Here is a 24,287-nt window from a genome sequence, read left to right as displayed (position 1 = left end):
CAGGAATGGCTACAGTGGCATTTCACACATTAGGCTGTAAAGTTAACTTTTACGATACGGAAGCGATCTGGCAGTTGTTCAAGCATGAAGGCTATGAACAGGTCGATTTCGAAGCGACAGCCGATATATATGTTATTAATACATGTACCGTAACGAATACCGGAGATAAAAAAAGCCGTCAAATGATTCGCCGCGCGGTTCGTCGCAATCCGGAAGCGATCGTTGCGGTTACCGGCTGCTATGCGCAAACCTCGCCTGCGGAAATTTTGGCGATTCCCGGCGTCGATCTGGTCATCGGCACGCAGGACCGGGATAAAATCATTCCTTATGTCCAGCAGCTGCAGCAGGAGCGCCAGCCGATTAACGCCGTGCGCAACATAATGAAGACGCGCCAGTTCGAGGAGCTGGACGTGCCCGATTTCGCCGATCGGACGCGCGCATTTCTGAAAATTCAAGAGGGTTGCAACAACTTCTGTACGTTCTGCATTATTCCCTGGTCCCGCGGGCTGATGCGCAGCCGTGAACCGGAGAGCGTCATCAGACAGGCGCGGATGCTTGTCGATGCGGGCTATCAGGAGATCGTCCTGACCGGAATTCATACCGGCGGCTACGGCGAAGATATTGAAAACTACAGCCTGGCGAAGCTGCTGTGGGATTTGGACAAGGTGGACGGGCTGAAGCGAATCCGCATCAGCTCGATCGAAGCGAGCCAGATTACCGAGGAGGTGCTGGAGGCGCTGCAAGGTTCAGATAAAATGTGCCGTCACCTTCATATTCCGCTGCAGGCCGGCGACGACCGTGTTTTGGCAAGAATGCGCCGGAAATATACGACTGCGGAATTTGGCGGAAAAATCGAACAAATTCATAAAATTATGCCGGGCGTTGCGATTACGACCGATGTGATCGTCGGTTTTCCCGGCGAAACCGAGGAGATGTTCCGCAACGGATACAAGTTTATGGAACAGATGCAGTTTTCGGAAATGCACGTATTCCCTTATTCGAAGCGAACCGGAACGCCTGCGGCGCGGATGGACGATCAAATCGACGAGGAATTGAAAAACGTCCGCGTCCATGAGCTGATCGATTTATCCGAACGGATGCAGCTGACGTACGCGCAGAAATATGTTGGCCAGGTGCTGGAAGTTATTCCGGAGCGCGCCTATAAAGGAGAGCCGGGCAGCGGGCTCATCATGGGTTATTCCGATAATTATTTGCAGCTTGTTTTTGAAGGCAGCGAAGATTGGGTCGGACATATATGCAAGGTGAAGGTAACGGAAGCGGGCGTTAATGAATGCCGCGGCCAACTGGTCCTTATTCCCGATTCGCCTCCCGTTAAAGCTTTGATTGTGTAGCTATAAGCAAGGATTTCATTCCGGCAATGGATGAAATCCTTATTCTTTCTCACAGGAAGGGTGGTTGCGATGAAAGAAATTTCTGCAGGCGGTGTCGTCTATCAAAAAAACGATCAAGGGCTGAAAATTCAAATGATTCAAGACCGATACGGCAAAATCACGCTGCCCAAAGGGAAGATGGAGCCTGGGGAAACGGTCGAACAGACGGCGCTGCGGGAAATTTTTGAGGAAACGGGCATTGTCGGGACGGTCGTGAAGCCGCTTGAAATGATTCGCTACCAATTTTCATTAACGGGAGTCGGCATGATCGATAAAGAAGTCCATTATTTTCTGATCGAGGCCAAGAGCGGCGAGCTGCAAGCCCAGGTCGAGGAAATACGCGGCGTGGAATGGCTGAAACCGATGGACGCATGGCATCAGCAGAAGCATTCCGGCTATGGCAACAATTATTCCGTATTGAAAAAAGCACTACATTACTTAGGTTATGAGGTGAATTGAATGAACGATTTATCGAAAATGTCGAATTTTGACCCGAAGCAGCTTCCCGCTTATATCGATCATACATTATTGAAAGCGGATGCCGGCGCGCAGGCCGTGCGGAAGCTGTGCGACGAAGCGATGCAATACGGCTTTTTCAGCGTCTGCGTTAACGGGGTTTGGGTTCCTTTTTGCCAAAATGCGCTGGCAGGCAGCGGAGTACGGATCAGTGTCGTATGCGGGTTTCCGCTCGGCGCAAACGAGAGTGCGGTCAAAGCTTACGAGGCTGCCAAAGCCGCGGAAGCCGGTGCGAACGAGATCGACATGGTGCTGCAGGTCGGACGGCTGATGGCCGGCGAGCATGACGCGGTGCGCGACGATATTCGGGCGGTCGTCGATGCCGTTAAGGGACAAGCGATTGTCAAAGTCATATTCGAAACGGGTTATTTAAACGAGGAGCAAAAAATTGCCGCCTGCCGTCTCTCCGGGGAAGCGGGCGCACATTACGTGAAAACGTCCACCGGCTTCGGTCCCGGCGGCGCAACGGTCGAAGATATCCGGCTGATGCGCGCTCATGCAGCCTCTTCCATCGGGGTGAAGGCTTCCGGCGGCGTGCGCGATCTGGAAACCGCCAAGGCGATGGTCGAAGCGGGCGCTACCCGTCTCGGTACCAGCTCGGGTGTTGCGATTATGAACGGCGCGAACGATCGGTCGGCCTACTAGTAAAGCCGGCAGATCCGGTATATATATTGTTACATAAGAAGGAGGGACGAGCTTGTCCGCGGTTTATTTGGATAAAAAACGTAAGAAACGGCTTGAAGCCGGGCATCCCTGGATTTACAAGTCTGAGCTGGAGCGTACCGAGGGCGAGCCTGTTCCGGGTCAGCTGGTGCCCGTTTACGCTCATTCAGGCCAATATTTGGCGACCGGCTACTGGAATCCGGCATCGCAAATAACGGTCAGAGTCGTCGCTTACGAACCGCTTGAAGAAATGACGCATGCTTTTTTTGCCGAGCGGTTTCGCCGCTGTCTGGAACAGCGCGAACGTTTTTTGCCGGATGCGCGTTCGTACCGGCTTGCTTATGGCGAAGCGGATTTTTTGCCGGGTCTCATCGTGGACCGGTTTGAAGATGTTCTTGTCGTCCAGCTGCTGACGCTCGGCATGGACAGGGTGCGCGAGGCGATTGTGTCCGCGTTGGTCGAGGTCGTCCAGCCTGCAGGCATCTACGAACGAAGCGATGTCGGCGTACGCGCGCTGGAAGGGCTGGAGCAGCGAACGGGTCTCCTGTACGGCGAATGTCCGCGTCATGTGCAAATTAAGGAAAACGGACTGCTGCTGGAAATCGATATTATGGAGGGCCAGAAAACCGGCTATTTCTTCGATCAACGCGAAAACCGCGCGGCGATCGCCCCATTGATGACCGGCTGGGGAAAACGGAGCGGGATCGGGCTCGCGGATATGCCGACCGACGACGGTTCCGGCGCAACGGTGAAGCTTCCGGTCAATGCGAACGGCAAAGTCGTAACGTTCCCGTTATGGGACGGTGCGACAGTGCTGGAATGCTTTTCCCATACGGGCAGCTTTACGTTGAACGCCTGCAAATACGGTGCGAAAAAGGTGACGTGTCTGGACATTTCCGAGCATGCGATCGAAAGCGCGCGAACCAATGTGTCGCTGAACGGCTTCGGGGATCGGGTGGAATTCGTCGTGGCCGACGCATTCGATTATTTGCGCGAGCAGGTCAAGGGCTTGGACCAGCGGCAGGAGAGAGGGCGAGCCGACGTTAAGAAGGTCGACACCTCCAAGCCTTTGGCGGCCAAGGGCCGTACCTGGGATGTCGTTATTTTGGACCCTCCCGCCTTTGCCAAAACGAAAAGCGCAGTCGAGGGAGCCTGCAGAGGCTACAAGGAAATCAATCTGCAAGGCATGAAGCTGGTTAACGAGGGCGGATATTTGGTGACCGCAAGCTGCTCCTACCATATGAAGCCGGACTTGTTTCTCGAAACGATTCATGCCGCGGCGGCGGATGCGGGAAAAGTGCTGCGGCTGATTGAGTTCCGCGGCGCCGGCAAAGACCATCCGCGCATATTGGGCGTCGATGAGGGACATTACTTGAAGTTCGCTATTTTTGAAGTGCGCAGCAAGTAATCCGCAGCGTTGAACGAAGCTGCAAAATCCGTATGGCGAGGCTGGTCCTGCGCGATTCAGCAGCGCCTGCACGGGTTTTGCATCCCTTTAATAAACTGTATCAATCGGGAAAACTTTCTCATTCAGGGTTGAAAAACGATTGGAACGCTTTTATACTTATGATTGAGAATCATTCTCATGTATATCGTGATTATGTCCAAAGGTGGGATATCGGTGAGCCAACAACATTCGGCGATGAGTGTGGAGGAAGCGATTCGCGGCCGGCGAAGCGTAGGTAAAGTCAAGCAGGACCCGTTGGACCGCAAGCAGATTGAAAGCTTGCTGGAAGCGGCTTCATGGGCGCCCAATCATCACGTGACGGAGCCTTGGCGATTTTTTGTTATGACAGGCGCGGGCCGGCAGGTACTGGCTGATGCTTATAGGGATATTGCAGCGGAATCTTGCCGGGATTTGCCGGCGGAAGAGGGTGAAGCGATGTGCCGGAAGCAGGCGGATAAAGCGTTCCGTGCGCCTGTCGTGATCGCCGCCGCCGTGTCGCCTTCCGCCGCGGCAGGCGTCGATCGGATGGAGGAATTCGCCGCCGTCCATGCAGCGGTTCAAAATATGCTGCTCGCAGCGTACAGCATGGGTCTTGGGGCGATCTGGCGCTCCGGAGCGCCGGCCTATCATCCGCGAATGAGGCAGGCGTTTGGTTTGAGCGAGGAGGAACATATCGTCGGCCTTGTTTACGTGGGTTATCCGGCGGCGCCTCGGCAGCCCGGCAAAAGACAGCCGGCCGCTTCGAAGACCGTTTGGATTACGGAATAGCTTCGCGCCTATATAAGCTCCGCCGGCTTCCCTTCTTGCCCGGGATGCGGCGGGCTTTTTTGGTCTTGGGCAGCGCACGGTTGAAATAAAACAAACATATGTTCCGGATGCATGGTATACTAATCCCATAATATCCCTTTCCCGCCGACCGCACTTATTTGGTAAAATAGTAGAAACGGAGAGAAAGTTATCCAATGTCGAACCTTCCAGGAGGATTACATATATGGCCATGCGATTTGTGCTGGGGAGAGCCGGCAGCGGCAAGAGCGACTATTGTCTGCGCAGCATCAAGGACAAGCTGCTGAAGGAGCCTAACGGCCGGCCGCTCATCCTGCTTGTCCCCGAGCAGGCTACGTCGCTTGCGGAATATGCGCTAGTTTCATCACCGGAGCTGGGCGGGACGCTGCGCGCGCAAGTATTGAGCTTCCGCAGACTGGCCTGGCGCGTTATGCAGGAGGTCGGAGGTACGGCCCGGCTGCCGATCGACGGTACCGGGAAAATACTGCTTTTACATAAAATTTTACATAAGCACCGCGATCATTTGAAATTATTTCATACTTCGATGGATCAAATGGGCTTTATCGAAAAAATCGAAGAGCTGTTCACCGAATTTAAAAGATACTGCATCTCATCCGATAGTCTGTCCGAGTTCGCCGCAAATGCATCCTTTAGTTCGATGCAGGCGGCGATGCTGCCGGATAAGCTGCACGATCTGCAGCTGTTGTACAGGGAGTTCGAGACGGAGCTGTCCCAAGCATATTTGGACGGTGAAGATTATTTAACGCTGCTGGCCGAGCAGCTGCCGCATTCCGGCTATATCCGCGACGCTGAATGCTGGATCGACGGCTTTCACGGATTCACGCCGCAGGAGCTCGCAATAATAGAAGGCTTGACAAGCCATTGCAATAGCGTCACGTTGACGCTCACCCTGGACCGGGAATACCGGATTGGCGAGAAGCTGCACGATCTGGATTTGTTCCACCCGCCGGCCCGTACGATGCTGCAATTAAAGGAAAGGCTCGACCGGCTGCAATTGTCCATAGAGGAGACGCTTATCCTGCCGTCGCAGCCGCCGGTCCGTTTTCAGGAGAGCCCGATGCTGGCTTATATGGAGACGACGTTCGAGCAGCGTTTGAAAAAGCCGTTTCCTGACGGAAACCTTGTCAGGACAAATGAAATAGGGATTCGTCTGTCCGCAGCCGTGAGCCGCAGAGCGGAGGTGGAGGGGACGGCCAGAGATATTTTACGGCTCGTCCGGGAAGGGCGGCTGCGATACCGGGAAATTGCCGTGACGGTTCGAAATGCCGAAGGCTACGGACCTTTGCTGGCGATGACGTTTGCCGATTTCGGCATCCCCCATTTTTTCGATCAGAAGCGTTCGGTTATGGATCACCCGCTTGTGGAGCTTATCCGTTCCGCCATGGATGTGATTCTTCACTATTGGAAGTACGATGCGGTGTTCCGCTGTGTAAAAACGGGTTTCTTTTTGCCGCTTCAGTCGGAAAATAATCCGGATCGGCTGGACCGCCATTCGATGGACCAACTGGAAAATTACGTGCTTGCATTCGGCATTCAAGGCGCGCGCTGGTTTGACGGCAAGCCGTGGACGTATTCGCTGCGTTCGAGTCTGGAACGGCCCGAAGCGGAGGTGAATGAAGCGGAAGCCGCTTTTATGCGTCTCATTCATGCCGGACGAAGACGGGTAGCCGAGCCGCTGCATCTTTTCCAGGAGGAGATGAAGCAATCGGGTCGGGTCGAACACCGTGTGGCGACGCTGTTCCGCCTGCTGACCGCGCTGCAGGTGCCCGACCGGCTGGAGAGCTGGAGCCAGGCCGCCGTTCAGGCCGGCGATACGGAAAAGGCGAGGGAGCATGCCCAGGTATGGGACCGCATCATCGATATGCTCGATCAGCTTGTTGAAATTATGGGCGGGGAAGAGGTATCGACCGAAGCGTTTGCACGGCTGCTCGAAACCGGGATGGAGAGCATAAAGCTCGGGCTCGTGCCTCCTTCCTTGGATCAGGTGCTGATCGGCAGCATGGACCGCACCCGCATGGGGAGCGTGAAGCATGTCTTTGTGCTGGGCGTGAACGATGGCGTCATTCCGGCCAAAATGAATGAGGAAAGCGTTTTGTCCGAACAGGAGCGGGAGACGCTGGCCGTCGGCGGTCTTCCGATGGCCGAGGACAGCAGGCGAAAGCTGCTGGACGAGCAATTTTTGATTTACAGCGCCTTTTGCGCGCCGTCGGCCTGCTTGTGGCTGAGCTATCCGCTGGCGGACGAGGAGGGAAAATCACTGCTGCCGTCCGATGTGATCCGGCATATGAAGCGGTTGTTTCCATTTGTTCGCGAGCGTCTGCTATTGAACGAGCCGGCTGCGCAAATGAGTATGACGGAGCAGCTCGATTATGTGGAGCATCCGGCCAAAGCGATGTCGTTCCTGATCGTGCAGCTGAAGCAATGGCTGCGGGGCGAGCAGATGTCCGACGTCTGGTGGGCGGTCTACAACTGGTTTATTCGTCAGCCGGGCTGGAGCAAACGGTTGAAGGCGCTGATGCAGTCTCTGCTCTACACGAATGAGGCGAAGCCGCTGAGCAGCCGGATGAGCCGCCTGTTATACGGGGATCATGTGCTGACGAGCGTATCCAGGATGGAGCGGTTTGTCGCCTGCCCATTCTCGCAATTTGCTTCCCATGGCTTAAGGCTTCAGGAAAGAAGAATTTACCGGCTGGAGGCGCCGGATATCGGTCAATTGTTTCATGCGGCGCTCAGCATGTTTGCCGCTCAGGTAGTAAGCCGGGGCGGACATTGGAGCCGGCTGACGCCGGAAGATTGCATGGCGATTGCCGGCGATGCGGTTGACCTGCTGGCGCCAAGGCTGCAGAGCGAAATTTTGTTCAGCTCCAAACGTCATCATTACATAACCCGCAAGCTGAAACAGGTGGTCGGGCGGGCGGCCATGATGCTGGGCGAGCATGCAAGACGGGGCCGATTCGAACCGATCGGCCTGGAGATCGGGTTCGGCGCGGATCAGCCGATACCGCCATTATCTTATATGCTGGAAAATGGCGTCCGCATGGACGTTAGAGGCCGCATTGACCGCGTAGACCGAGCGGATACGGAGCAGGGGACGCTGCTTCGCGTTATCGATTACAAATCGAGTCCGACGGCGCTGCATTTGGCCGAAGTTTTTTACGGCTTGTCGCTGCAGATGCTGACTTATCTGGACGTTATTTTAACTCACTCGAAGACATGGCTCGGTACGGAAGCGAAGCCTGCAGGCGTGCTCTATTTTCACGTTCATAATCCGCTGCTGCAGCTTAAAAACCGGATATCGGCGGAAAAAGCGGACGAGGAGCTGCGCAAGCGGTTCAAGATGAGAGGGCTTGTCCGCGCCGATGCGGAAACGGCGCAGCTGATGGACAGCGCGCTGTCAGAGTCGAGCGGCCATTCGCAGCTGATTCCGGTAGCCTTGAAGGCGGACGGCAGCTTCTATAAGTCCTCGTCGGTGGCGGACGACGGGCAGTGGAATTTGCTGCGCAATTATGTCCGCGGAACGATCAAGGGAATCGGCTCGGCCATGACCGGAGGCAGCGTAAACATCGAGCCGTACCGGATGGGGACGGAGGCGGCATGCACGTTTTGCTCCTTCAAGCCGGTCTGCCATTTCGATACGCAGTTCGAAGCGAATCAGTACAAGGTGCTGAAGCCGATGGGGAAAGACCGCGCTATGGAGCTGATGGCGTCCCGGTTGGAGCCCAAGACGATGCCGGCAGAACGGCCGGAGTCGCCCGGTACGGATAACGTGGTACAATTTCGCGCTTCCAAAGCGGAGGACGGGAATTCACAGGAGACGGGACGGGGCAATGGATTCAAGCCTGCGTCCAATCCGGCGAAAAAGGCGGGGGAATACGCTGCGGCGGACGATACGGTGCAAGCGGGGGCAGAAGCGAATACGGATAGTCCGGTTCATGCGGAAGCGGAGGTGAATAAGGGCCGTCCAGTGCAAGCTGAGACAGAAGCGAATGCCGATGGTCCGACGCCAGCGGGGGCAGAGGCAAATGCGGGCGGCACGGTGCATGCGGACGATGCGCCGGAGGGGAATCCGCTGTTGGGCGCACCGGAGTCAAATGAGGGCAGAGGCCCCGACATGAACGCAGGCGAGACTGGCGAGCTTGCATCCGAACAGCTTGAAGAAACCGAACAGCTGTTTATGGATTTTGGCGAATTGGACGGATTTGCAATAGAAAGCCATCCGAACAAAAAACGTGCAAGGGTCAGCAATAAGAATGCAGGTAACTCCAATGAAGACAGGCCGGCCGGCGATGCGCGCGGGAACGGAATCAGGCAGGATGATTGGCCGAAATCGGATCATCGCGATCTTGCCGGCGGTGCAGGGTTGGGCGAAGGAGGTGCGACCGATCGATGATCAATAAAATAAATAAGCCCGAAGGTACTTCCTGGACGGACGATCAATGGGACGCCATATCGATTCATGGCCACGATATGCTGGTGGCGGCCGCAGCCGGATCAGGAAAAACCGCCGTGCTCGTCGAGCGGATTATACGGCGCGTTTCCGACGAACAGCAGCCGGTCGATATCGACCGGCTGCTGGTTGCCACGTTTACGAAGGCGGCCGCAGCGGAGATGCGGCACCGGATCAGCGAAGCGCTGGAAAAAGCGCTGGAACGCCATCCCGGCTCGGATCATCTTCGCCGGCAGCTTGCGTTAATCGGACGGGCTCCGATTACGACGCTGCATTCCTTTTGTCTGGAAGTTATTCAAACGCATTACCAGCGAATCGGGCTCGATCCCGGATTTCGGATCGCCAACGAAACCGAAAGCGAGCTGATGCGTCAGGAGCTGATCGAAGAGCTGTTCGAGGAGCAGTACGGAGCGGCGGTTGAGAACGGCGAATTTTGGCAACTGGTCGATTGGTTCGGCGGAGAACGGAGCGACGATGCTTTATTCCGGCTTGTCCAGCGGCTGTACGACGAGTCGCGCAGCCATCCGCAGCCGTCGAAGTGGCTGAGAGATACGGCACTCATGTTCGAGCGCGATCCGGAGGTGCCGAATCCGTGGCTGCCGGGTCTGCTGGCGTCCGTCCGGCTGGAGCTCGAAGGCGTCATATCCATGCTGAAGGAAGCGGTGGAGCTGGCGGAGAAGCCGGGAGGGCCGGAGCCATACCTGCATAATTTGCGCGAGGATATCGAAGCCGTAGCCTATTTGCAGCAAGTGGCGGACTACTCCTGGGAGCATTTGACCGATTCGTTCCAGGGAGTCTCCTTCGGCAAGCTGAAGCCGTGCCGGGGAGATCATGTGGATAAATTGCTGCAGGAGCAGGTGAAGGATTTAAGAAATAAAGCGAAGGAACAGCTGACCGGCATGGCCGAGGAGCTGTTCTCGCGGACGCTGGAGCAGTACGACGATGAGCTGCGGGCGATGGCCCCGTTAATGGAAACGTTGGTCGAGCTTGTCATTGAGTTTGGACATCGGTACCAGCATGCGAAAAAAACGAAGGGGCTCGTCGATTTTGGCGACCTGGAGCATTTTTGCCTGCACATTTTGTATGACGAGGACCGGGAGTCGGGCGGGATGAAACCTTCGGAGGCGGCGCAAAGCTACCGGGAACGGTTTGTCGAGGTGCTGCTGGATGAATACCAGGATACGAACCGGGTTCAGGAAGCGATCGTCGCTTTAATTTCGCGGGAAGATCCGGGAAACCGCTTTATGGTGGGAGACGTGAAGCAGAGCATTTACCGGTTCCGGCTGGCCGAGCCCGGGTTATTTTTGGACAAGTACAGAAATTACCGAAGCGGCGAAAGCGAACCGGGACAAAGGATTGATCTGGCCAAAAATTTCCGCAGCCGTACACGTATCGTTGACGGGGTCAACTATATTTTTCATCAGCTGATGGGGGAGACGGTCGGAGAGATCGAATACGACGACCGGGCCGAGCTGGTTTACGGCGCAAGCTACTATCCCGAGTGGAATCGTATAGCCAACGGCAACGATGCTGTCGAATTGCTGCTGGTCGATCGCTCGGACGATGAGTTCGGCAGCGATGACAGGGATGGCGAAGCTGATCGATATGACGAGTCGGCCGATGAGGGTAACGGCGATGCTGCGGACGGCATCGATCCGGCCGGCGAGGCGCGCGAGCTGGAAACCGTCCAGCTGGAAGCGCGCATGATCGCGGCGCAAATCCGAAAACTGACGGGGAAGAGCGGGGACCGCATATTTCAGGTTCTTGATAAAACAAGCGGCGGGCAGAGGGATATCACATTCCGCGACATCGTTATTTTAATGCGGGCTACCCAGCAGTGGTCGCCCGTATTGATCGAAGAGCTGCGGCTGCAGGGCATTCCCGCTTATGCGGAGTTGAATACCGGCTATTTCTCGGCTACCGAGGTGGAAGTGCTGCTTTCGCTGTTAAAAATAATTGACAATCCGTTTCAGGATATCCCGCTGGCGTCCGTGCTCCGTTCCCCCATCGTGCAATGCACGACGGAGCAGCTGGCGCATATCCGGATTATGGGGCGCTACGGCAGCTTTTATGAAGCGGTGCATGCGTATGCGAAGCAAGAAACCGCCGATGAAACGGCTGCCGATCCGGATATTGCTGTCGGCGGGCCTGCCGCGGAAGGCGGATTATGGGAGCTGTCGGCTTCCGGCTTGCTGCTGCCTGCGGACCGGCATGTGAAGGGCGCCGGTCCTGAGACCGGAAGCGGCGAGGATTTGTCAGGGCTGGAGGTCGACGCCGCGCTGCAGATCAAGCTCCGCCGCTTTTTGAAGCAGCTCGAAGCCTGGAGGCTGGAGGCGCAGCAAGGCGCTTTGGCCGACTTGATTTGGAATATTTACCGGGCTACCGGGTTTTATGACTTTGTCGGGGGGCTGCCGGGAGGACAGCAGCGTCAGGCTAATCTGAGGGCGCTGTATGACCGCGCGCGTCAATATGAATCGACCTCATTCCGCGGTTTGTTCCGCTTTTTGCGGTTTGTGGAACGGATGAAGGACAGCGGAGGCGATCTGGGTACGGCAAGGGCGCTTGGCGAGCAGGAGGACGTCGTCAGGATCATGTCCATACATAAAAGCAAAGGCTTGGAGTTTCCCGTCGTGTTTGTCGCCGGTATGGCCAAACGGTTTAACCAACGCGATTTGGCCGATTCCTTCATGATGCATAAAGACTTGGGGTTCGGTCCGAAATTTTTCGAGGCGGAGGCGAGGATCAGCTACCCGACTTTACCGTGGCTCGCCATCCGGCGTAAAGTACGGATGGAGATGCTGGCCGAAGAAATGCGCGTCCTGTATGTCGCGTTGACCCGGGCGAGAGAAAAGCTGTATTTGCTGGCAACGGTAAAAGAAACGGACAAGCTGCTGCAAAATTGGTCGCGTTATTTGCGCCATCAAGACCGTCTGCCGGATGAGGCGCTGGCGAAGGCGCGCAGCTACCTGGATTGGATCGGTCCTGCGCTGATGCGCCATCCCGATGGAGCCGCGCTGCGCGAGCGGGCGGGGGCCGTACTGCCCGTTCCGGCACTGTTCGCCGATGAGCGTTCCCGCTGGTACGTGCAGCTGGTTCGTCCGGAGGTGTTCGCAGCGATCGCCGAAGCCGCAGCGGCCCATGAAGCGCCGCTCGCCTCTAGGCAAGCCGTATTGGCGCTGGAGCCGGTTCCGGAAGGCGGTTACTGGGAAACGCAAGTATGGGACAGGCTGTCATGGCGATACGAACACGAACGGGCTGCGACACTGCTGTCCAAGACGTCGGTAACCGAGCTGAAGCGGCTGTCCGAGCATCATAAGCTGTTGGAGCTGCTGACGGACGAACCTATGTATACGGGAGCCGAATCCGGCCCGTCGTACAGGCCCGCAATTGTGCGGCGCCCGCGGTTTATGGAGCAGGCGAAGCTGAGCGCCGCCGAGCGGGGGACCGTCTTTCACTCGGTCATGCAGCATATGCCGCTGAGCCGGGAATTGTCCGTGCAGGACGTCAAGGAAACGCTGGCCGATATGGTCCGCAGAGAGCTTTTGACGGAGGCGCAGAGCGATGTGGTGGAGCCGGAAGTGATTGCCGCTTTTTTCCGCAGCGAGCTCGGGCTCAGGCTGCTGCGGTCGCCGCAGGTTCACCGCGAAATGCCGTTCAGCTACGGGCTGCCGGCGCGTGAGGTTTACGGCGTCACGGATGAAGCGACCGCCGATGAGACGATAATGCTGCAGGGTGTGATCGATTGTATATTTGAAGAGTCGGATGGCCTCGTATTGCTTGATTACAAGACCGACCATTTAAAGGGCGGAGGGCCGGCGGCGCTGGATGCTATTCGCGAGCGATACCGGATGCAGCTTGACCTATATGCCAAAGCGGTGGAAAAAATTTGGAAACGGCCGGTGACGGGCAAATATATTTTCTTGTTCGACGGCACCCATATTTTGGAATTGTAGTCGATCGATTGTTGAATTGATTAAAATTACCAACTAATTGGAAAACGCTATTGGGGAGGGAGGCGGTTTCATGCGGATTTTGCATACGGCGGACTGGCATTTTGGCCGAACCTTGGAAGGCAGAAGCCGGCTGGCGGAACAGGAGGCGTTCGTGGATGAACTCGTTCGTCTCGTTCATGACCAGCAGATCGATCTCGTCCTGTTGGCGGGCGATGTATACGATTCCGTAAACCCGCCGGCTGCGGCGGAGCAGCTGTTTTACGACGCCTTGGCCCGGCTGGCCGATCACGGAACGCGGCCTGTTGCAGTCATCGCGGGCAATCATGACCATCCCGACCGTCTGGCCGCAGCCGCGCCGCTGGCTCAGAAGCTGGGCGTTATCCTGATGGGCCTGCCGGAGGACCGGCATGAGATGATTCCCATTTCCCGGACGGGAGAGCAAGCCTGTTTATTCGGACTGCCTTACCCATCGGAATCGAGGCTGAAGGAGCTTTTATCGGAAGGCGCGGAGGAGGAGCTGCTGCGCGCGGCTTATTCCGACCGGGTCAAGCATATTGCGCTGGGACAGGCGAAGCATTTTCGTACGGATACCGTTAATTTGATCATGAGCCATGTTTACGTATTGGGCGGAGCGGAAAGCGAGTCGGAGCGGCCTATTCAGGTCGGCGGCGCCTATACGGTAGATACGTCCGCACTGTCGGTTGGAGCGCAGTATGTGGCGCTCGGGCATTTGCACAGGCCGCAGACGATAAAAACAGCCTCGCTTATGCGGTATAGCGGATCTCCATTGGCTTACAGCTTTTCCGAGCACGGTCAAGCCAAGTCGGTGACGGTGCTGGATGTGAGGCCGGGGGAAGTCGCGAAGCCGGAAGAGCTGTTTTTGACGAGCGGCAGGCCTTTGACGCGCTGGAAAGCGGATATGGGCTTGGCCCAGGTGCATGGCTGGCTTCAGGAAGGACGCGACGCAAACGCCTGGATCGATCTCGAGATACGGATGACCGAAGCGATGTCGATGGAACAAATCCACGCGCTGCGCAAAGCAAGGGAAGGGATCGTCAACATTCGTCCGGTCTATCCCGAAATGGAAGCAGCGGCGGCGGGAGAAGCCGCCATGCGCAGCATGCCGATGGACGAGCTGTTCCGCCGCTTTTATGCGCGTCAAACAGGCGGCGCCGAGCCGGAGCCGGAGCTGGTACACTTGTTCATGGAGCTGCTGGAGGCGCCGCAGACTTTATCCTAGAAGATTGCGTTCAACATAATATTCGCACCGGAAGTCCGCGGATCCGGCTTATTCGACGGGCGGCGCCCGCTTGTTTGGATGGGCACTGCGCTATTCGTTCGAGGCCGCTGCATCGCTGCGCTAACGGACTTGAGATGCCGCTATTTAGCCCATTCACTTTCCTTTTGCAATGTGACGGACACGAGAAACGTTATATGACGCGCCGGTCGTTCATTTGCACCATTTTCCGCGAAATACGTTTCCTAGGAGACTGTCGATTAATAGGGATAAGGGCTTGGAGAATAGCTTCAGGGCGAGTTTTTTATTGCATGGATACCGAAAAGTGTAATCAAGTGAACTCGTTCAGCTTTGCTGAACATCGGGGAATCAGATGGGGACTCTACCCCACCTGATTCAAGGCCCACCCTAGAGGTGGGGGTCTTAACCCGACAAAGTCGAAATCGGATCAAGGCAATAAAACGTGTTTGAGCTTCGAAGTCATCTCCAAAGCCCGTTCCCGTCCTTTAATCGATAGTCTCCCTAGATCCGTTAGATTTGAAAAACCGCCTTTTTGCAGCAAATAAGGGCTCTGGAGTCCCGTACGCGAAATTCAATCGGCTTCATCGTTTATAGATTCAATGATTCGCATCAAACGGAGAGGAGCGAAATAAGGATGCGACCGATTCTTTTACAAATGGCCGGGCTGCAAAGCTACAGGGAGCTGCAGGAGATCGATTTCACGCAGCTGTGCGATGCCGGAGTATTTGGTATTTTCGGGCCAACGGGCAGCGGAAAATCAACGATATTGGATGCGATGACCTTGGCGCTGTTCGGTAAAGTAGAGCGGGCGGCCAACGGCACGCAGGGCATCATGAATCATGCGGAGCAATCGTTGTCCGTATCGTTTACATTCGAGCTGGGGCATGCAGGCGGAGCGCTGCGCTACCGCGTCGACCGGCAGTTCAAACGGGGCGGCGACGTCGCCGTCCATAATACGGTCAGTCGGCTCATCCGTTATCAGGATGAGGAAACTGTCGTGCTGGCGGATAAATCGGGCGACGTAAATCAGCAGGTGCAAGATATATTGGGCCTGTCGATGCAGGATTTTACCCGGGCGGTTGTGCTGCCGCAAGGAAAATTTGCGGAATTTCTCGCCTTGAAGGGAAGCGAGCGGCGGCAAATGCTGCAGCGGCTCTTTCATTTGGAGCCGTATGGCGACCAACTCAATGCCAAGGCGTCGGGCCGTTTTAAAGAGGCCGATGTCGCGGTCAAGGAGCTGCATGCCGAGCAGCAGGGCCTCGGCGACGCCTCGCAGCAGGCGCTGGACGCGGCCGCCGGGGAGCTGCGCGCCGCGGCGGAGGCTGCGCGGCAGCGGCGCGCGCAGCTCGCCGCTTGCGAGGCCCGCGCCGCCGAGCTGCGCCGCGTGCGCGAGCTGCAGCAGGCGCTCGCGCTGACGCGGCGGCAGCTCGCGGAGCACGCGACCCGCGCGCCGCAGGTGCTCGCGCTGCAGGAGCGGCTCGCGCGGGCCGGGCAGGCCGAGCGTGCGCAGCCGTACGCCCGCCAGCGCGGGCTCGCCGCAGCGCGGCTCGAACGCGAGCGCGACGCGGCCTCGCGGGCGGATCAGGCGCGGCAGCTCACGCAAGCGGCGCTTGAGCGCGCCGGCGAGGCGCACGCAGCCGCCCGCGAAGCGCTGGCGGCGCAGGAGACGCCGCTCTTGCTGCGGCTCGACAAGCTGCAGCAGGCGCGCGAGCTGGCTGCAGAGCTGGCGAAGCTGCGGGCCGCACTGAGCGGCCTCGCAGCTCAGGAGTCGCAGACGGCGGCCGCGCTGCAAGCGGCGCGGGGGCAGCAGCTGCGCGAGCAGGAGCTGCGCGACAAGGCGTTGAAGCGGCAGGCCGAGCTGAAGGAGGAGCTGCAGCAGGCGGAGGTGCGCAGCGAGGACCGCGAGCGGCTGCGCGAGGCGCTCCAGGAGAAGCGGGCGATCGAGCAGCGCATGCGTCAGCTGGAGGAGCAGCAGGCGGAGCTTGTCCAGCACCGGCAAGAGCTGGACGGCCTGCAGCGGCAGCTGGATGCCGCCGGGCAGCAGGAGGCGCAGTGGGGACGGCGGCTCGGGCAATGGCTGGCGGATGCGGCCGAGTCGTTTGCCGCTTCACTGCAGCAGGACGACAGGCTGCAGCGCATCGCGGAAGAGGCTGCCCGCCTGCAGAAGGAAAGCGCCAAGCTGAACCGGCAGGCGGAGCTGCATGCAATGGCCGCTGAATTGGCGGAGCAGCTTGCAGAGGGCGAGAGCTGCCCGGTCTGTGGCTCCGAGCGCCATCCGCGGCCATTTGCGCCGGAGCAGTCGGAAGCGGACGTTGCGCTTGCGGCTGACGCCGCCGCTGCGCTGGAGCTGGAACAGCTTCTGCTGCGGACGAAGGAACGGATGCTGGACAATAACCGGCTGCAGGTCATGCTGAACGGAATCATTCAGCAGTGGCAGCCGATGCTGCCCCGCCTGCAAGCGAACGAGCTGTTGGCCGAGGCGGCGGCGGCGCTGCATGCCTGGGGGCAAATGTGCGATGAAGCGCGCCTTAAACCGGCCGGCGCCGAATACAGCGAGTCTCTTAACATCGAAGAGCTGCAGACGGAGGAAGAGACATCAGCGCTTGTCTTGCGGCAGACGAAGCGGCAGGAACAACGGCTGCAGCAGGAGCTGCAAGCGCTTGTGCAGGAGCGCGGGCAGTTGGATCTGCTGATGGGAGACCCGAAAGCGAAGCAGCAATCGTTAAACCATCTTATACATACAACCGAGCAAAAGGCCGGGCAGCTTGCCCTTTCCGTACAGGAGCTAACCCGGGCTTGGAACAGCCGGTTCGCAACGTCGTTTGCTTACGAAACGGTAGAATCGGCAATGGAGCAGCAGCGGCTGCAGGAGCAGCGTGCTGAAGATTTGCGTCAGCGGCTCGATAAAAGCATAAGCTTTATCGAGGACAAGCAAACCGCGCTGGCCGGGCTTCAGGAGCAGGCGAATAGCCTGGACCGTACGCTGGTGCAGCTGCAAACCGAGCTGAAGCATACGCAGCGGCAGGAAGCGGAGAAGGCGGAGCGCGTGCGTGAATGGGCCGGCGAGCAGCCGGTTGAAGAACAGATCGCTGAGGCTCATGCGCAGCTGGAGCAGGTACGGAGCGCGACGGAGCAGGCGAAGCAATCGTTCGAACAGGCGCAGCAGGCAGCCCAGCAGGCAGCCCAGACTTACGCGGCAGCCGCCCAAGCTGCCGAAACGGCCGCTGAGCAGGCCGCGGCGGCCGAAGCGGAATGGAGGCAGCAGGCCGATATGCTCGGCTTCATGGATCCGCTTGACGTTCAAGCCGCCTTAATTACGGAGGAGCAAAAGCGGCTTTGGACGGCCGAAACCGAAGCGCATGGCAAGCTTGAGCATCAGCTGCAGTCGCAGGAAAGGCAGTGGATCGAACAGCTGGACGGACGCTCGGTATCCGAGGAAGTGTGGCAGGCAGCGGAAGCCGAGCTTACGGAGAGCAAGCGTCAGGATGAGGATGCGCTACAGGCGAAGGCGAAGGCGGAACGGGACTGGGAATCGCTGCAGGCCAAGCATGAGCGCTGGCTTGAACTGGAAATGAGGCGGGCCGCGAAGCAGGGGGAATTGACGCTGCTGGGCAAGCTGCAGAGCGTGCTTCGCGGCAACGCGTTTGTCGAATTTTTGGCCGAGGAACAATTGATGCAGGTTAGCCGTTCGGCATCGGAGCGTTTGGGCCAGCTGACCCGCCAAAGATACGCCATTGAAGTGGATTCGGCCGGCGGCTTTATCATTCGCGACGATGCCAACGGCGGCGTCAAACGGCCGGTTTCCACCTTGTCGGGAGGAGAAACCTTCTTGACCTCGCTCTCGCTGGCGCTTGCGTTATCAGCGCAAATTCAACTGAAGGGCCAGTACCCGCTCGAGTTTTTCTTTTTGGACGAAGGCTTCGGAACGCTCGATCAGGAGCTGCTGGAGACAGTCATAATCGCATTGGAGAAGCTGCATTTCGACCGATTGACCGTAGGCGTGATCAGCCACGTGCCCGAGCTGCGCGCCCGCCTGCCCCGCAGGCTTGTCGTCCAGCCTCCGGAGCCGGGCGGCCGCGGCAGCAGCGTCTTTTTAGAAACGCTGTAACGTGAGCGTTGAATACGGCTGAAGAAACCTTGCCATCTTTACAACGTATATATGGTAAACCGTACAAGCGCTTATCCGCTGCGTCCAGCTGTATTCATTGTCCGGCGGCATAAGCGTTTTATTTTTATTTGATGGGAGGGGATCGGGTATGGCGTTTCAGCATCTGCGCAAATCCCGCTTGTTCAAAAGGGCGGCAGCACTTGTATTGGCTGCAGGCTTGTTGGCGGGAGCAACAACGGTTCAGGCTGACCCGGTTTGGGATCGCTGGAAAGCGGCGGAGGCGGCGGTCGGCAGCGGAAAGCCGGAAGAGGCGGTGCCGCATTGGAAATACCTTGTCGAGCACTACGCTTCCACGGGAGATTGGCAGAACGCCGCGTTGTTTTGCGGAAAGCTGGATGAATATTATGATAAAATCCAGGATTACGAGAACGCGATTCATTACTATGAGCTTGAAAACGAATATTGGCTTAAATTCGGCAAAGACTGGGGGGCCGTCGATCTGCAGCGCGCCGAGCAAATCCGTACTATTTCGGATGTGTACATGTCCACCCGGGACGAGGAGCTGCTGAAGCGCCAGGCTGCTCCGTCCAACGGCAAGCTGGCCAAATTCGAACCCGAATACGGCATTTATATCGGCATGTACTCCGAGCAGGACCCGGCGATGCAAAATCAGTTCACCAAATCAACGGCCATTTACGGAAAGCAGCATGCATTATACTTGGCTTACTCTCCTTATGACAATGCGTTTCCAAAGCAGTATGCGGCGCGGGCCAAAGAAGCCGGAGCGGCGCTGCAGATTGCGTGGGAACCAAGCAAGGGCCTTGATTCGGTTAAGGACGATGCGCATTTGCGGGAATGGGCCAAAGCGGCCAAAGCATCCGGGATCCCGGTCTTTTTGCGCTATGCAAGCGAAATGAACGGCGATTGGGTGGTATGGCACGGCGATCCGCAAAAATATATCGAAAAATTCCGTCTCGTTCACGACGTCATGGCCGAGGAGGCGCCGAATGTGGCGATGGTATGGAGCCCCGGCGACGTGCCTGCCTATTCGATGGATGTTTATTACCCGGGGGACGACTATGTGGATTGGGTTGGCGTCAGCATGTACACGGAGCCTTACGAGAACGGCGATCCTGCGCAAAGCAACATGCAGGCGACGAGTCCGATCGAACGGCTCGATTATTTATACAAGACGTACTCCGACCGCAAGCCGCTGATGATCAGCGAAACCGCGGTTTCCCATTATGCGCATATCCCGCAGGAGTCGTTTACGGATTACGGTCTGCTCAATTTGCACAGGCTGTACGAGGTAATGCCGTTCAAATATCCGCGGTTGAAATCGATCACTTACTTTAATGTCGATTTAAAAAACCGCGAGTCCCGAAACAATTATTTGCTCGGAGCCAACGATGCGATGAAAGCTTTATATACGAAAATGATCGCGGCGCCTTATTATTTGTCCAAGGTCGAGCAGGGGGCGAAGCCAGCCGACCGGACCGGTTATATCAAGCTGTCCGGCGCCGCCGGCGATCCGGCCTTCGCCGAACGGACAAAGCTGATCCCATGGGTTAAAATACCCGATATTTATATCGGAAAAATCGACTACTCGATCAACGGGAAGCTGATTCAGACCCAATCGGGGCCGCCGTTCGGGATCGAGCTGGATGCGGACGATGTGCCGGACGGCTCGACTTTGAAGCTTGACGTGTATAACCGCGAGGGCAATAAAGCGGCGAGCCGGTCATTCCCGCTCTCCTCCCAGGTAAGCGTGAAAATAAACGGCAAGCTACAAAAATACGAGCAGCCGCCCGTTATTAAGGACGGCAGTACGCTGGCGCCGATGCGCGCGATTTTTGAATCGATGGGAGCGACGGTCAGTTGGGACGCGGCTACTCGAACCGCAACCGGAAGGAAAGGCGATACGACCGTATCGTTCAAGATTGGCGACCGTCAAGCGTCGGTAAACGGCAAGATCGTGGAGCTGGAGGCGGCGGCCCAGCTGATCAACGGCAGTACGCTGGCGCCGGCCCGGTTTATCGGGGAAGCTTTCGGCGGATCGCTGCAGTGGGACGGGAAGACGCGGACTGTGCTGATACAAACGGCGGGCGGCGTGGCGGTGAATCCGTTCGGCGCGAACGGCACGGTTGCCGATGCGCCATCGAAGCGGGCCGACTCTGCCGTGCCTTATTCACAAGACGCCGACGCGGCAGCTTCACCGCCCGGCTCCGCGCAGCTGCAGCTGAACGAGCAAAAACCCGATTCATCCGAATCGGGTTGGCTCCGGCGGCAGCTCGCCTCATCTTACCAACTGGCGTACAGAAGCTTTAAAGCTGTCGCTGCTCTCATTTACAGCCTCATTCCCCGCAACGCCTGAGCTTCATTGTCCCGGCCTGCCGATAGCTGCGCCCTGACCGGATTGCGGTCTGCGGACTTGAAGACATCTACACACCGACCTTCATATGCTCCATAATGGACTTCGCAACCTCGCGCGCGCTGGAGAACGCCCGCTCTGCCAATTCTCCCTTTCCGACACAGCCATCACCGCAAAAATAAAACGGAACATGATCCATGCGCGTCGGCAGCAGCTTGTTGGAGACGATGTTTTTAACGCTGGCCACCATCGCCTTTTTCGATACGCGCTTGACGGCCGTTTCTTCCCGCCATCCCGGATAATAATGGTCGAACAAAGCTTCCATTTGCTGCGTTTTGCTGTCCAGGTATGCTTTTCGCATTTCTTCGTCGTCGAACTTGTCGGTTAAGTAAGCTATCCCCTGCAGCAGCTGCCCGCCTTCCGGCACAAGAGTATGGTCGGTAGCGGAAACATCGCTGATAAAGAGCTTGTTATCCATATCGCTTATATAGCTGAAAGGTCGCGCGACGACGCGGTTCAAGCCGATATCGTAGACCATAACCTCGGTTGCGGTATTGTTTTCGTACGGAGCAAGGAACGGCTCCCAGGGCGAGCCTCTGAGCAGCTTGCCGATCTGCTGCACCGGCATGGCGAACACAACTTTATCAAAACCGAGCTCGCGGTTTTTCGTTTTGAGCATAAACTTGTGATCCGCATAGCTGACGGACTCGACGCCTTCCTTCAGCGCCATTTCCCATCTGCCGGAGACGCCGATTTTTTGTCTGAGCTGATTCGTAATGACAGCCCAGCTGCCGAGCACATAGTTGACCGGACGTCCGGATAAAAACAGGTTGTGATAATATTCGCTGATGACTTGCCCGGAAACATTGCGCGCTTCCTCCGGCGTAATGAAGAAATTGGAGCAGACCAGATGCTCCCAAAGCTCCTTGAGATCTTCGTCGGCATCCGACTGGGCCAAATAATCGCCGAGCGTGTCGTAATGCTTCAAATTGTGTATGTTGGCGATAATAGCTGTAATCTCTCCTACAAAACGAACCTTTTGCATCGGATTCAGCAGCTCCGTCCGCATGAGGTTCACAAAGTCGAGCGGTGCGGGCGTCAGCTGATCATGCTTCGCATACATGACCTTCCGCTTATCCACCTGTCTGGAGCTGAACGAAAGCCCGAGCTCGCGTTCCATCACAGTAAGCTCATGCCGGTCGATGCCATAAACCGCGTGAGCCCCGTAATTCAGCGTGAATCCCGCTTTTTCGTAGGTAAAGGCTCGGCCTCCCCATTGCGGACTGCGTTCGAACAGCACGCCTTCAATTCCCGGTTCCTCCGACAAATAAGCGGCCGCGGTCAAACCGGCTAAACCGCCACCGATAATGGCAACCTTCATTTTTCTCGTCTCCTTTTCCTTAAGTCCAAACCAAGCTGTCTCAGGCATAGTCTTTCCTGAATTATCGGATATTAGCTCCGCATTTTGCCCGGAACGCAAGCCGGACCAGGTCCACGCCAGGTTGCGCCGCAGCAGATCCGTCAAGTCATGATCGTTTTGCGAGCACCATGCCAATAAAGTTCCCCGGTATACCGAGAGCAGCAGCATCGCTTTATCCGGATGGGGCAGCCAGCGCAGCAGCCGGTCAAGCAGCAGCTGATACTGCTCCTCTTCGACGCCTTGCAAAGCTTCATTTTGTAAGGAAAGAGCGATTAAGCTGCGTACCAGCTTGGGATGCGCGTCAATATTAGAAGCCAGGTCTAATAACAGCCGGTTAATATGACCTTCCAGTGACAGCACTTGCCCCGGCGTCGTTTCCGACCATAGATGGATCGTTTTCATCTGCCGGTATGAAAATTCCCGCAGCAGCTCATCCTTGCCTTTGAAATAATGATAAAAAGTTCCTTTCGAAGTGTGGGTCGCAGCGATGATGTCATCGACCGATACTTGCTCGTATCCGCGTTCCATAAACAGCCGCAAAGCCACCTCAGTCATAAATTCGCGCTTTTTTCGCGTGGCGGCGCGCATGAACCGGTTCACAGGAACAATCACCTCATTTGGGAAAAATTTAGCATAGCTTTATTATATACAATATTAGACTGACAGTCTATAAACGTCTGCCGCATTTTGATTTGCTTCATTTTTCGGAGTCAAAGCGTCGGACTGGATTTTTTTTGCAGTATTCGTTATGATAAACGTATCGCATTTTCAAACATGCAGGATGGAAGAGGGGGGTCTGAATTGGATTGCATATTTTGTAAAATTGTAGAGGGGTCCGTCCCATCGAAAAAAGTGTACGAGAACGAGCATGTGCTGGCCTTCCATGATATTCAGCCTTCTGCGCCGGTACATATTTTAATTATCCCGAAGAAGCATATCCCTACGATGAATGATGTAGAGGCTGGCGATTGGGGCTTGATCGGGGAAGTTCATCGTGCCGCACAAGAAATTGCAAGGCAAGAAGGCGTCGCGGAAAGTGGTTACAGACTCATTAATAATTGCGGTTCAGACAGCGGTCAGGTCGTTTTCCATATCCATTATCACCTGCTTGCGGGGACGAAATTGGGCCCGCTCAACGCGATCTAATTTATATGGGTTCTGGGTTGACACCTACTTTATGTTTGCCATATAATGAAGTTTGATGAACTGCTTTTTTTCGTCTTGGACGGTCTGTTCGGAGGGAGGGAAAACTGGTGTCAGAAACTCGAGTTCGCAAAAATGAAACTATAGATGCTGCCCTTCGTCGCTTTAAGCGCTCCATCGCAAAAGATGGTGTACTAGCGGAGGTTAAGAAACGCAAGCATTATGAGAAGCCTAGCGTCAAGCGCAAGAAGAAGTCAGAGGCTGCTCGTAAAAGAAAGTTCTAGGAGGCTTAATCCATGAGCTTAAGCGAGAGATTAAACGAAGATATGAAGCTCGCGATGAAGAGCCAGGCCAAGTTTAAACTCTCCGTAATCCGTATGGTTCGTGCTGCTATCAAGAACATTGAAATAGATCAGCGGAAAACCTTAGATGACCAAGAAGTACTTGACGTGCTTAGTCGTGAGATCAAACAGCGTAAAGATTCCCTCCAAGAATTTGAAAAGGCCGGTCGCGACGACCTGGCTGAAACCGTTAAGGCTGAAATCGATATTCTGATGGAGTACTTGCCGCAGCAGTTGACTGAAGAAGAAGTAAAAGCCATTGTACAGCAGACCATCCAAGAAGTGGGTGCTTCTTCTAAAGCGGATATGGGAAAAGTTATGAGTGCATTGATGCCGAAGGTAAAAGGACGTGCGGATGGCAAGCTTGTCAATCAGGCCGTTCAACAATATTTAATTTAGCAATCAAGAGGAGCGCTCCTGCA

The 24,287-nt window shown here is 56.4% G+C and carries 14 protein-coding genes; 13 read left to right on the top strand and 1 reads right to left on the bottom strand.

Annotated features, from left to right (window positions below):
• The first annotated feature begins 5 nt into the window (after positions 1 to 5).
• From mtaB to E1757_RS16820, 10 genes are all read left to right on the top strand, one after another.
• Positions 6 to 1,352: a tRNA (N(6)-L-threonylcarbamoyladenosine(37)-C(2))-methylthiotransferase MtaB gene (mtaB, locus tag E1757_RS16865; protein ID WP_133230149.1), complete on the top strand. Its 1,347-nt coding sequence runs from the start codon at positions 6 to 8 to the stop codon at positions 1,350 to 1,352.
• Positions 1,353 to 1,421: 69 nt separating this feature from the next.
• On the top strand, positions 1,422 to 1,850 hold the full coding sequence (locus E1757_RS16860; RefSeq protein ID WP_133230148.1) for an NUDIX hydrolase: 429 nt from the start codon (positions 1,422 to 1,424) through the stop codon (positions 1,848 to 1,850).
• Positions 1,851 to 2,552 (top strand): deoxyribose-phosphate aldolase, encoded by a 702-nt coding sequence (gene deoC, locus E1757_RS16855; protein WP_246079229.1) that lies wholly within the window; start codon positions 1,851 to 1,853, stop codon positions 2,550 to 2,552. It abuts the gene before it with no gap.
• Positions 2,553 to 2,604: 52 nt separating this feature from the next.
• Complete coding sequence (locus E1757_RS16850) at positions 2,605 to 3,978, top strand: class I SAM-dependent rRNA methyltransferase (protein WP_133230147.1); 1,374 nt, start codon at positions 2,605 to 2,607, stop codon at positions 3,976 to 3,978.
• 234 nt (positions 3,979 to 4,212) lie between these two features.
• Positions 4,213 to 4,785 (top strand): nitroreductase family protein, encoded by a 573-nt coding sequence (locus E1757_RS16845; protein WP_133230269.1) that lies wholly within the window; start codon positions 4,213 to 4,215, stop codon positions 4,783 to 4,785.
• A gap of 223 nt (positions 4,786 to 5,008) precedes the next feature.
• Positions 5,009 to 9,214 carry a helicase-exonuclease AddAB subunit AddB gene (gene addB / locus E1757_RS16840; RefSeq protein WP_133230146.1) on the top strand — a complete coding sequence of 1,402 codons (4,206 nt, stop codon included), beginning with the start codon at positions 5,009 to 5,011 and terminating at the stop codon, positions 9,212 to 9,214.
• Positions 9,211 to 13,224, top strand: a complete 4,014-nt coding sequence (addA, locus tag E1757_RS16835) for a helicase-exonuclease AddAB subunit AddA (RefSeq protein ID WP_133230145.1) — start codon at positions 9,211 to 9,213, stop codon at positions 13,222 to 13,224. The genes addB and addA overlap by 4 nt, the downstream gene beginning before the upstream one ends.
• A gap of 70 nt (positions 13,225 to 13,294) precedes the next feature.
• Complete coding sequence (locus E1757_RS16830; protein WP_133230144.1) at positions 13,295 to 14,464, top strand: exonuclease SbcCD subunit D; 1,170 nt, start codon at positions 13,295 to 13,297, stop codon at positions 14,462 to 14,464.
• 652 nt (positions 14,465 to 15,116) lie between these two features.
• Positions 15,117 to 18,590 (top strand): AAA family ATPase, encoded by a 3,474-nt coding sequence (locus E1757_RS16825; protein WP_133230142.1) that lies wholly within the window; start codon positions 15,117 to 15,119, stop codon positions 18,588 to 18,590.
• A gap of 148 nt (positions 18,591 to 18,738) precedes the next feature.
• Entirely contained in the window at positions 18,739 to 20,964 is a 2,226-nt protein-coding gene (locus E1757_RS16820) for a stalk domain-containing protein (RefSeq protein WP_133230140.1), read from the top strand.
• A gap of 67 nt (positions 20,965 to 21,031) precedes the next feature.
• On the opposite strand, the gene E1757_RS16815 is transcribed toward E1757_RS16820, so the two are convergent.
• Positions 21,032 to 22,981: an FAD-dependent oxidoreductase gene (locus tag E1757_RS16815; protein ID WP_133230138.1), complete on the bottom strand. Its 1,950-nt coding sequence runs from the start codon at positions 22,979 to 22,981 to the stop codon at positions 21,032 to 21,034.
• A 201-nt stretch (positions 22,982 to 23,182) separates the two neighbouring features.
• Here E1757_RS16815 and E1757_RS16810 point away from each other — a divergent pair, with 201 nt between their 5' ends.
• The 3 genes from E1757_RS16810 to E1757_RS16800 all read left to right on the top strand — a co-directional run bounded on the left by E1757_RS16810 (position 23,183) and on the right by E1757_RS16800 (position 24,264).
• Positions 23,183 to 23,527 carry a histidine triad nucleotide-binding protein gene (locus E1757_RS16810; protein WP_133230136.1) on the top strand — a complete coding sequence of 115 codons (345 nt, stop codon included), beginning with the start codon at positions 23,183 to 23,185 and terminating at the stop codon, positions 23,525 to 23,527.
• A gap of 107 nt (positions 23,528 to 23,634) precedes the next feature.
• A complete protein-coding gene (gene rpsU / locus E1757_RS16805) occupies positions 23,635 to 23,808 on the top strand; it encodes a 30S ribosomal protein S21 (RefSeq protein WP_010491812.1) in 174 nt (57 codons plus the stop codon).
• A 12-nt stretch (positions 23,809 to 23,820) separates the two neighbouring features.
• Positions 23,821 to 24,264 carry a GatB/YqeY domain-containing protein gene (locus E1757_RS16800; RefSeq protein ID WP_133230134.1) on the top strand — a complete coding sequence of 148 codons (444 nt, stop codon included), beginning with the start codon at positions 23,821 to 23,823 and terminating at the stop codon, positions 24,262 to 24,264.
• The last annotated feature ends 23 nt before the right edge of the window (positions 24,265 to 24,287 follow it).

It is taken from the genome of Paenibacillus piri (assembly GCF_004354045.1).
Lineage (GTDB): Bacteria > Bacillota > Bacilli > Paenibacillales > NBRC-103111 > Paenibacillus_S > Paenibacillus_S piri.
Note: the sequence above shows the minus strand (reverse complement) of the source record. Positions and strands in the feature narration are given on the sequence as shown.

Excerpts from the sequence above, each read along its gene's own strand:
- mtaB (WP_133230149.1), top strand. The coding sequence starts at position 6 with ATGGCTACAGTGGCATTTCACACATTAGGCTGTAAAGTTAACTTTTAC.
- deoC (WP_246079229.1), top strand. The coding sequence starts at position 1,851 with ATGAACGATTTATCGAAAATGTCGAATTTTGACCCGAAGCAGCTTCCC.
- addA (WP_133230145.1), top strand. The coding sequence starts at position 9,211 with ATGATCAATAAAATAAATAAGCCCGAAGGTACTTCCTGGACGGACGAT.
- E1757_RS16820 (WP_133230140.1), top strand. The coding sequence starts at position 18,739 with ATGGCGTTTCAGCATCTGCGCAAATCCCGCTTGTTCAAAAGGGCGGCA.
- E1757_RS16845 (WP_133230269.1), top strand. The coding sequence starts at position 4,213 with ATGAGTGTGGAGGAAGCGATTCGCGGCCGGCGAAGCGTAGGTAAAGTC.
- addB (WP_133230146.1), top strand. The coding sequence starts at position 5,009 with ATGGCCATGCGATTTGTGCTGGGGAGAGCCGGCAGCGGCAAGAGCGAC.
- E1757_RS16860 (WP_133230148.1), top strand. The coding sequence starts at position 1,422 with ATGAAAGAAATTTCTGCAGGCGGTGTCGTCTATCAAAAAAACGATCAA.
- E1757_RS16825 (WP_133230142.1), top strand. The coding sequence starts at position 15,117 with ATGCGACCGATTCTTTTACAAATGGCCGGGCTGCAAAGCTACAGGGAG.
- E1757_RS16800 (WP_133230134.1), top strand. The coding sequence starts at position 23,821 with ATGAGCTTAAGCGAGAGATTAAACGAAGATATGAAGCTCGCGATGAAG.
- E1757_RS16830 (WP_133230144.1), top strand. The coding sequence starts at position 13,295 with ATGCGGATTTTGCATACGGCGGACTGGCATTTTGGCCGAACCTTGGAA.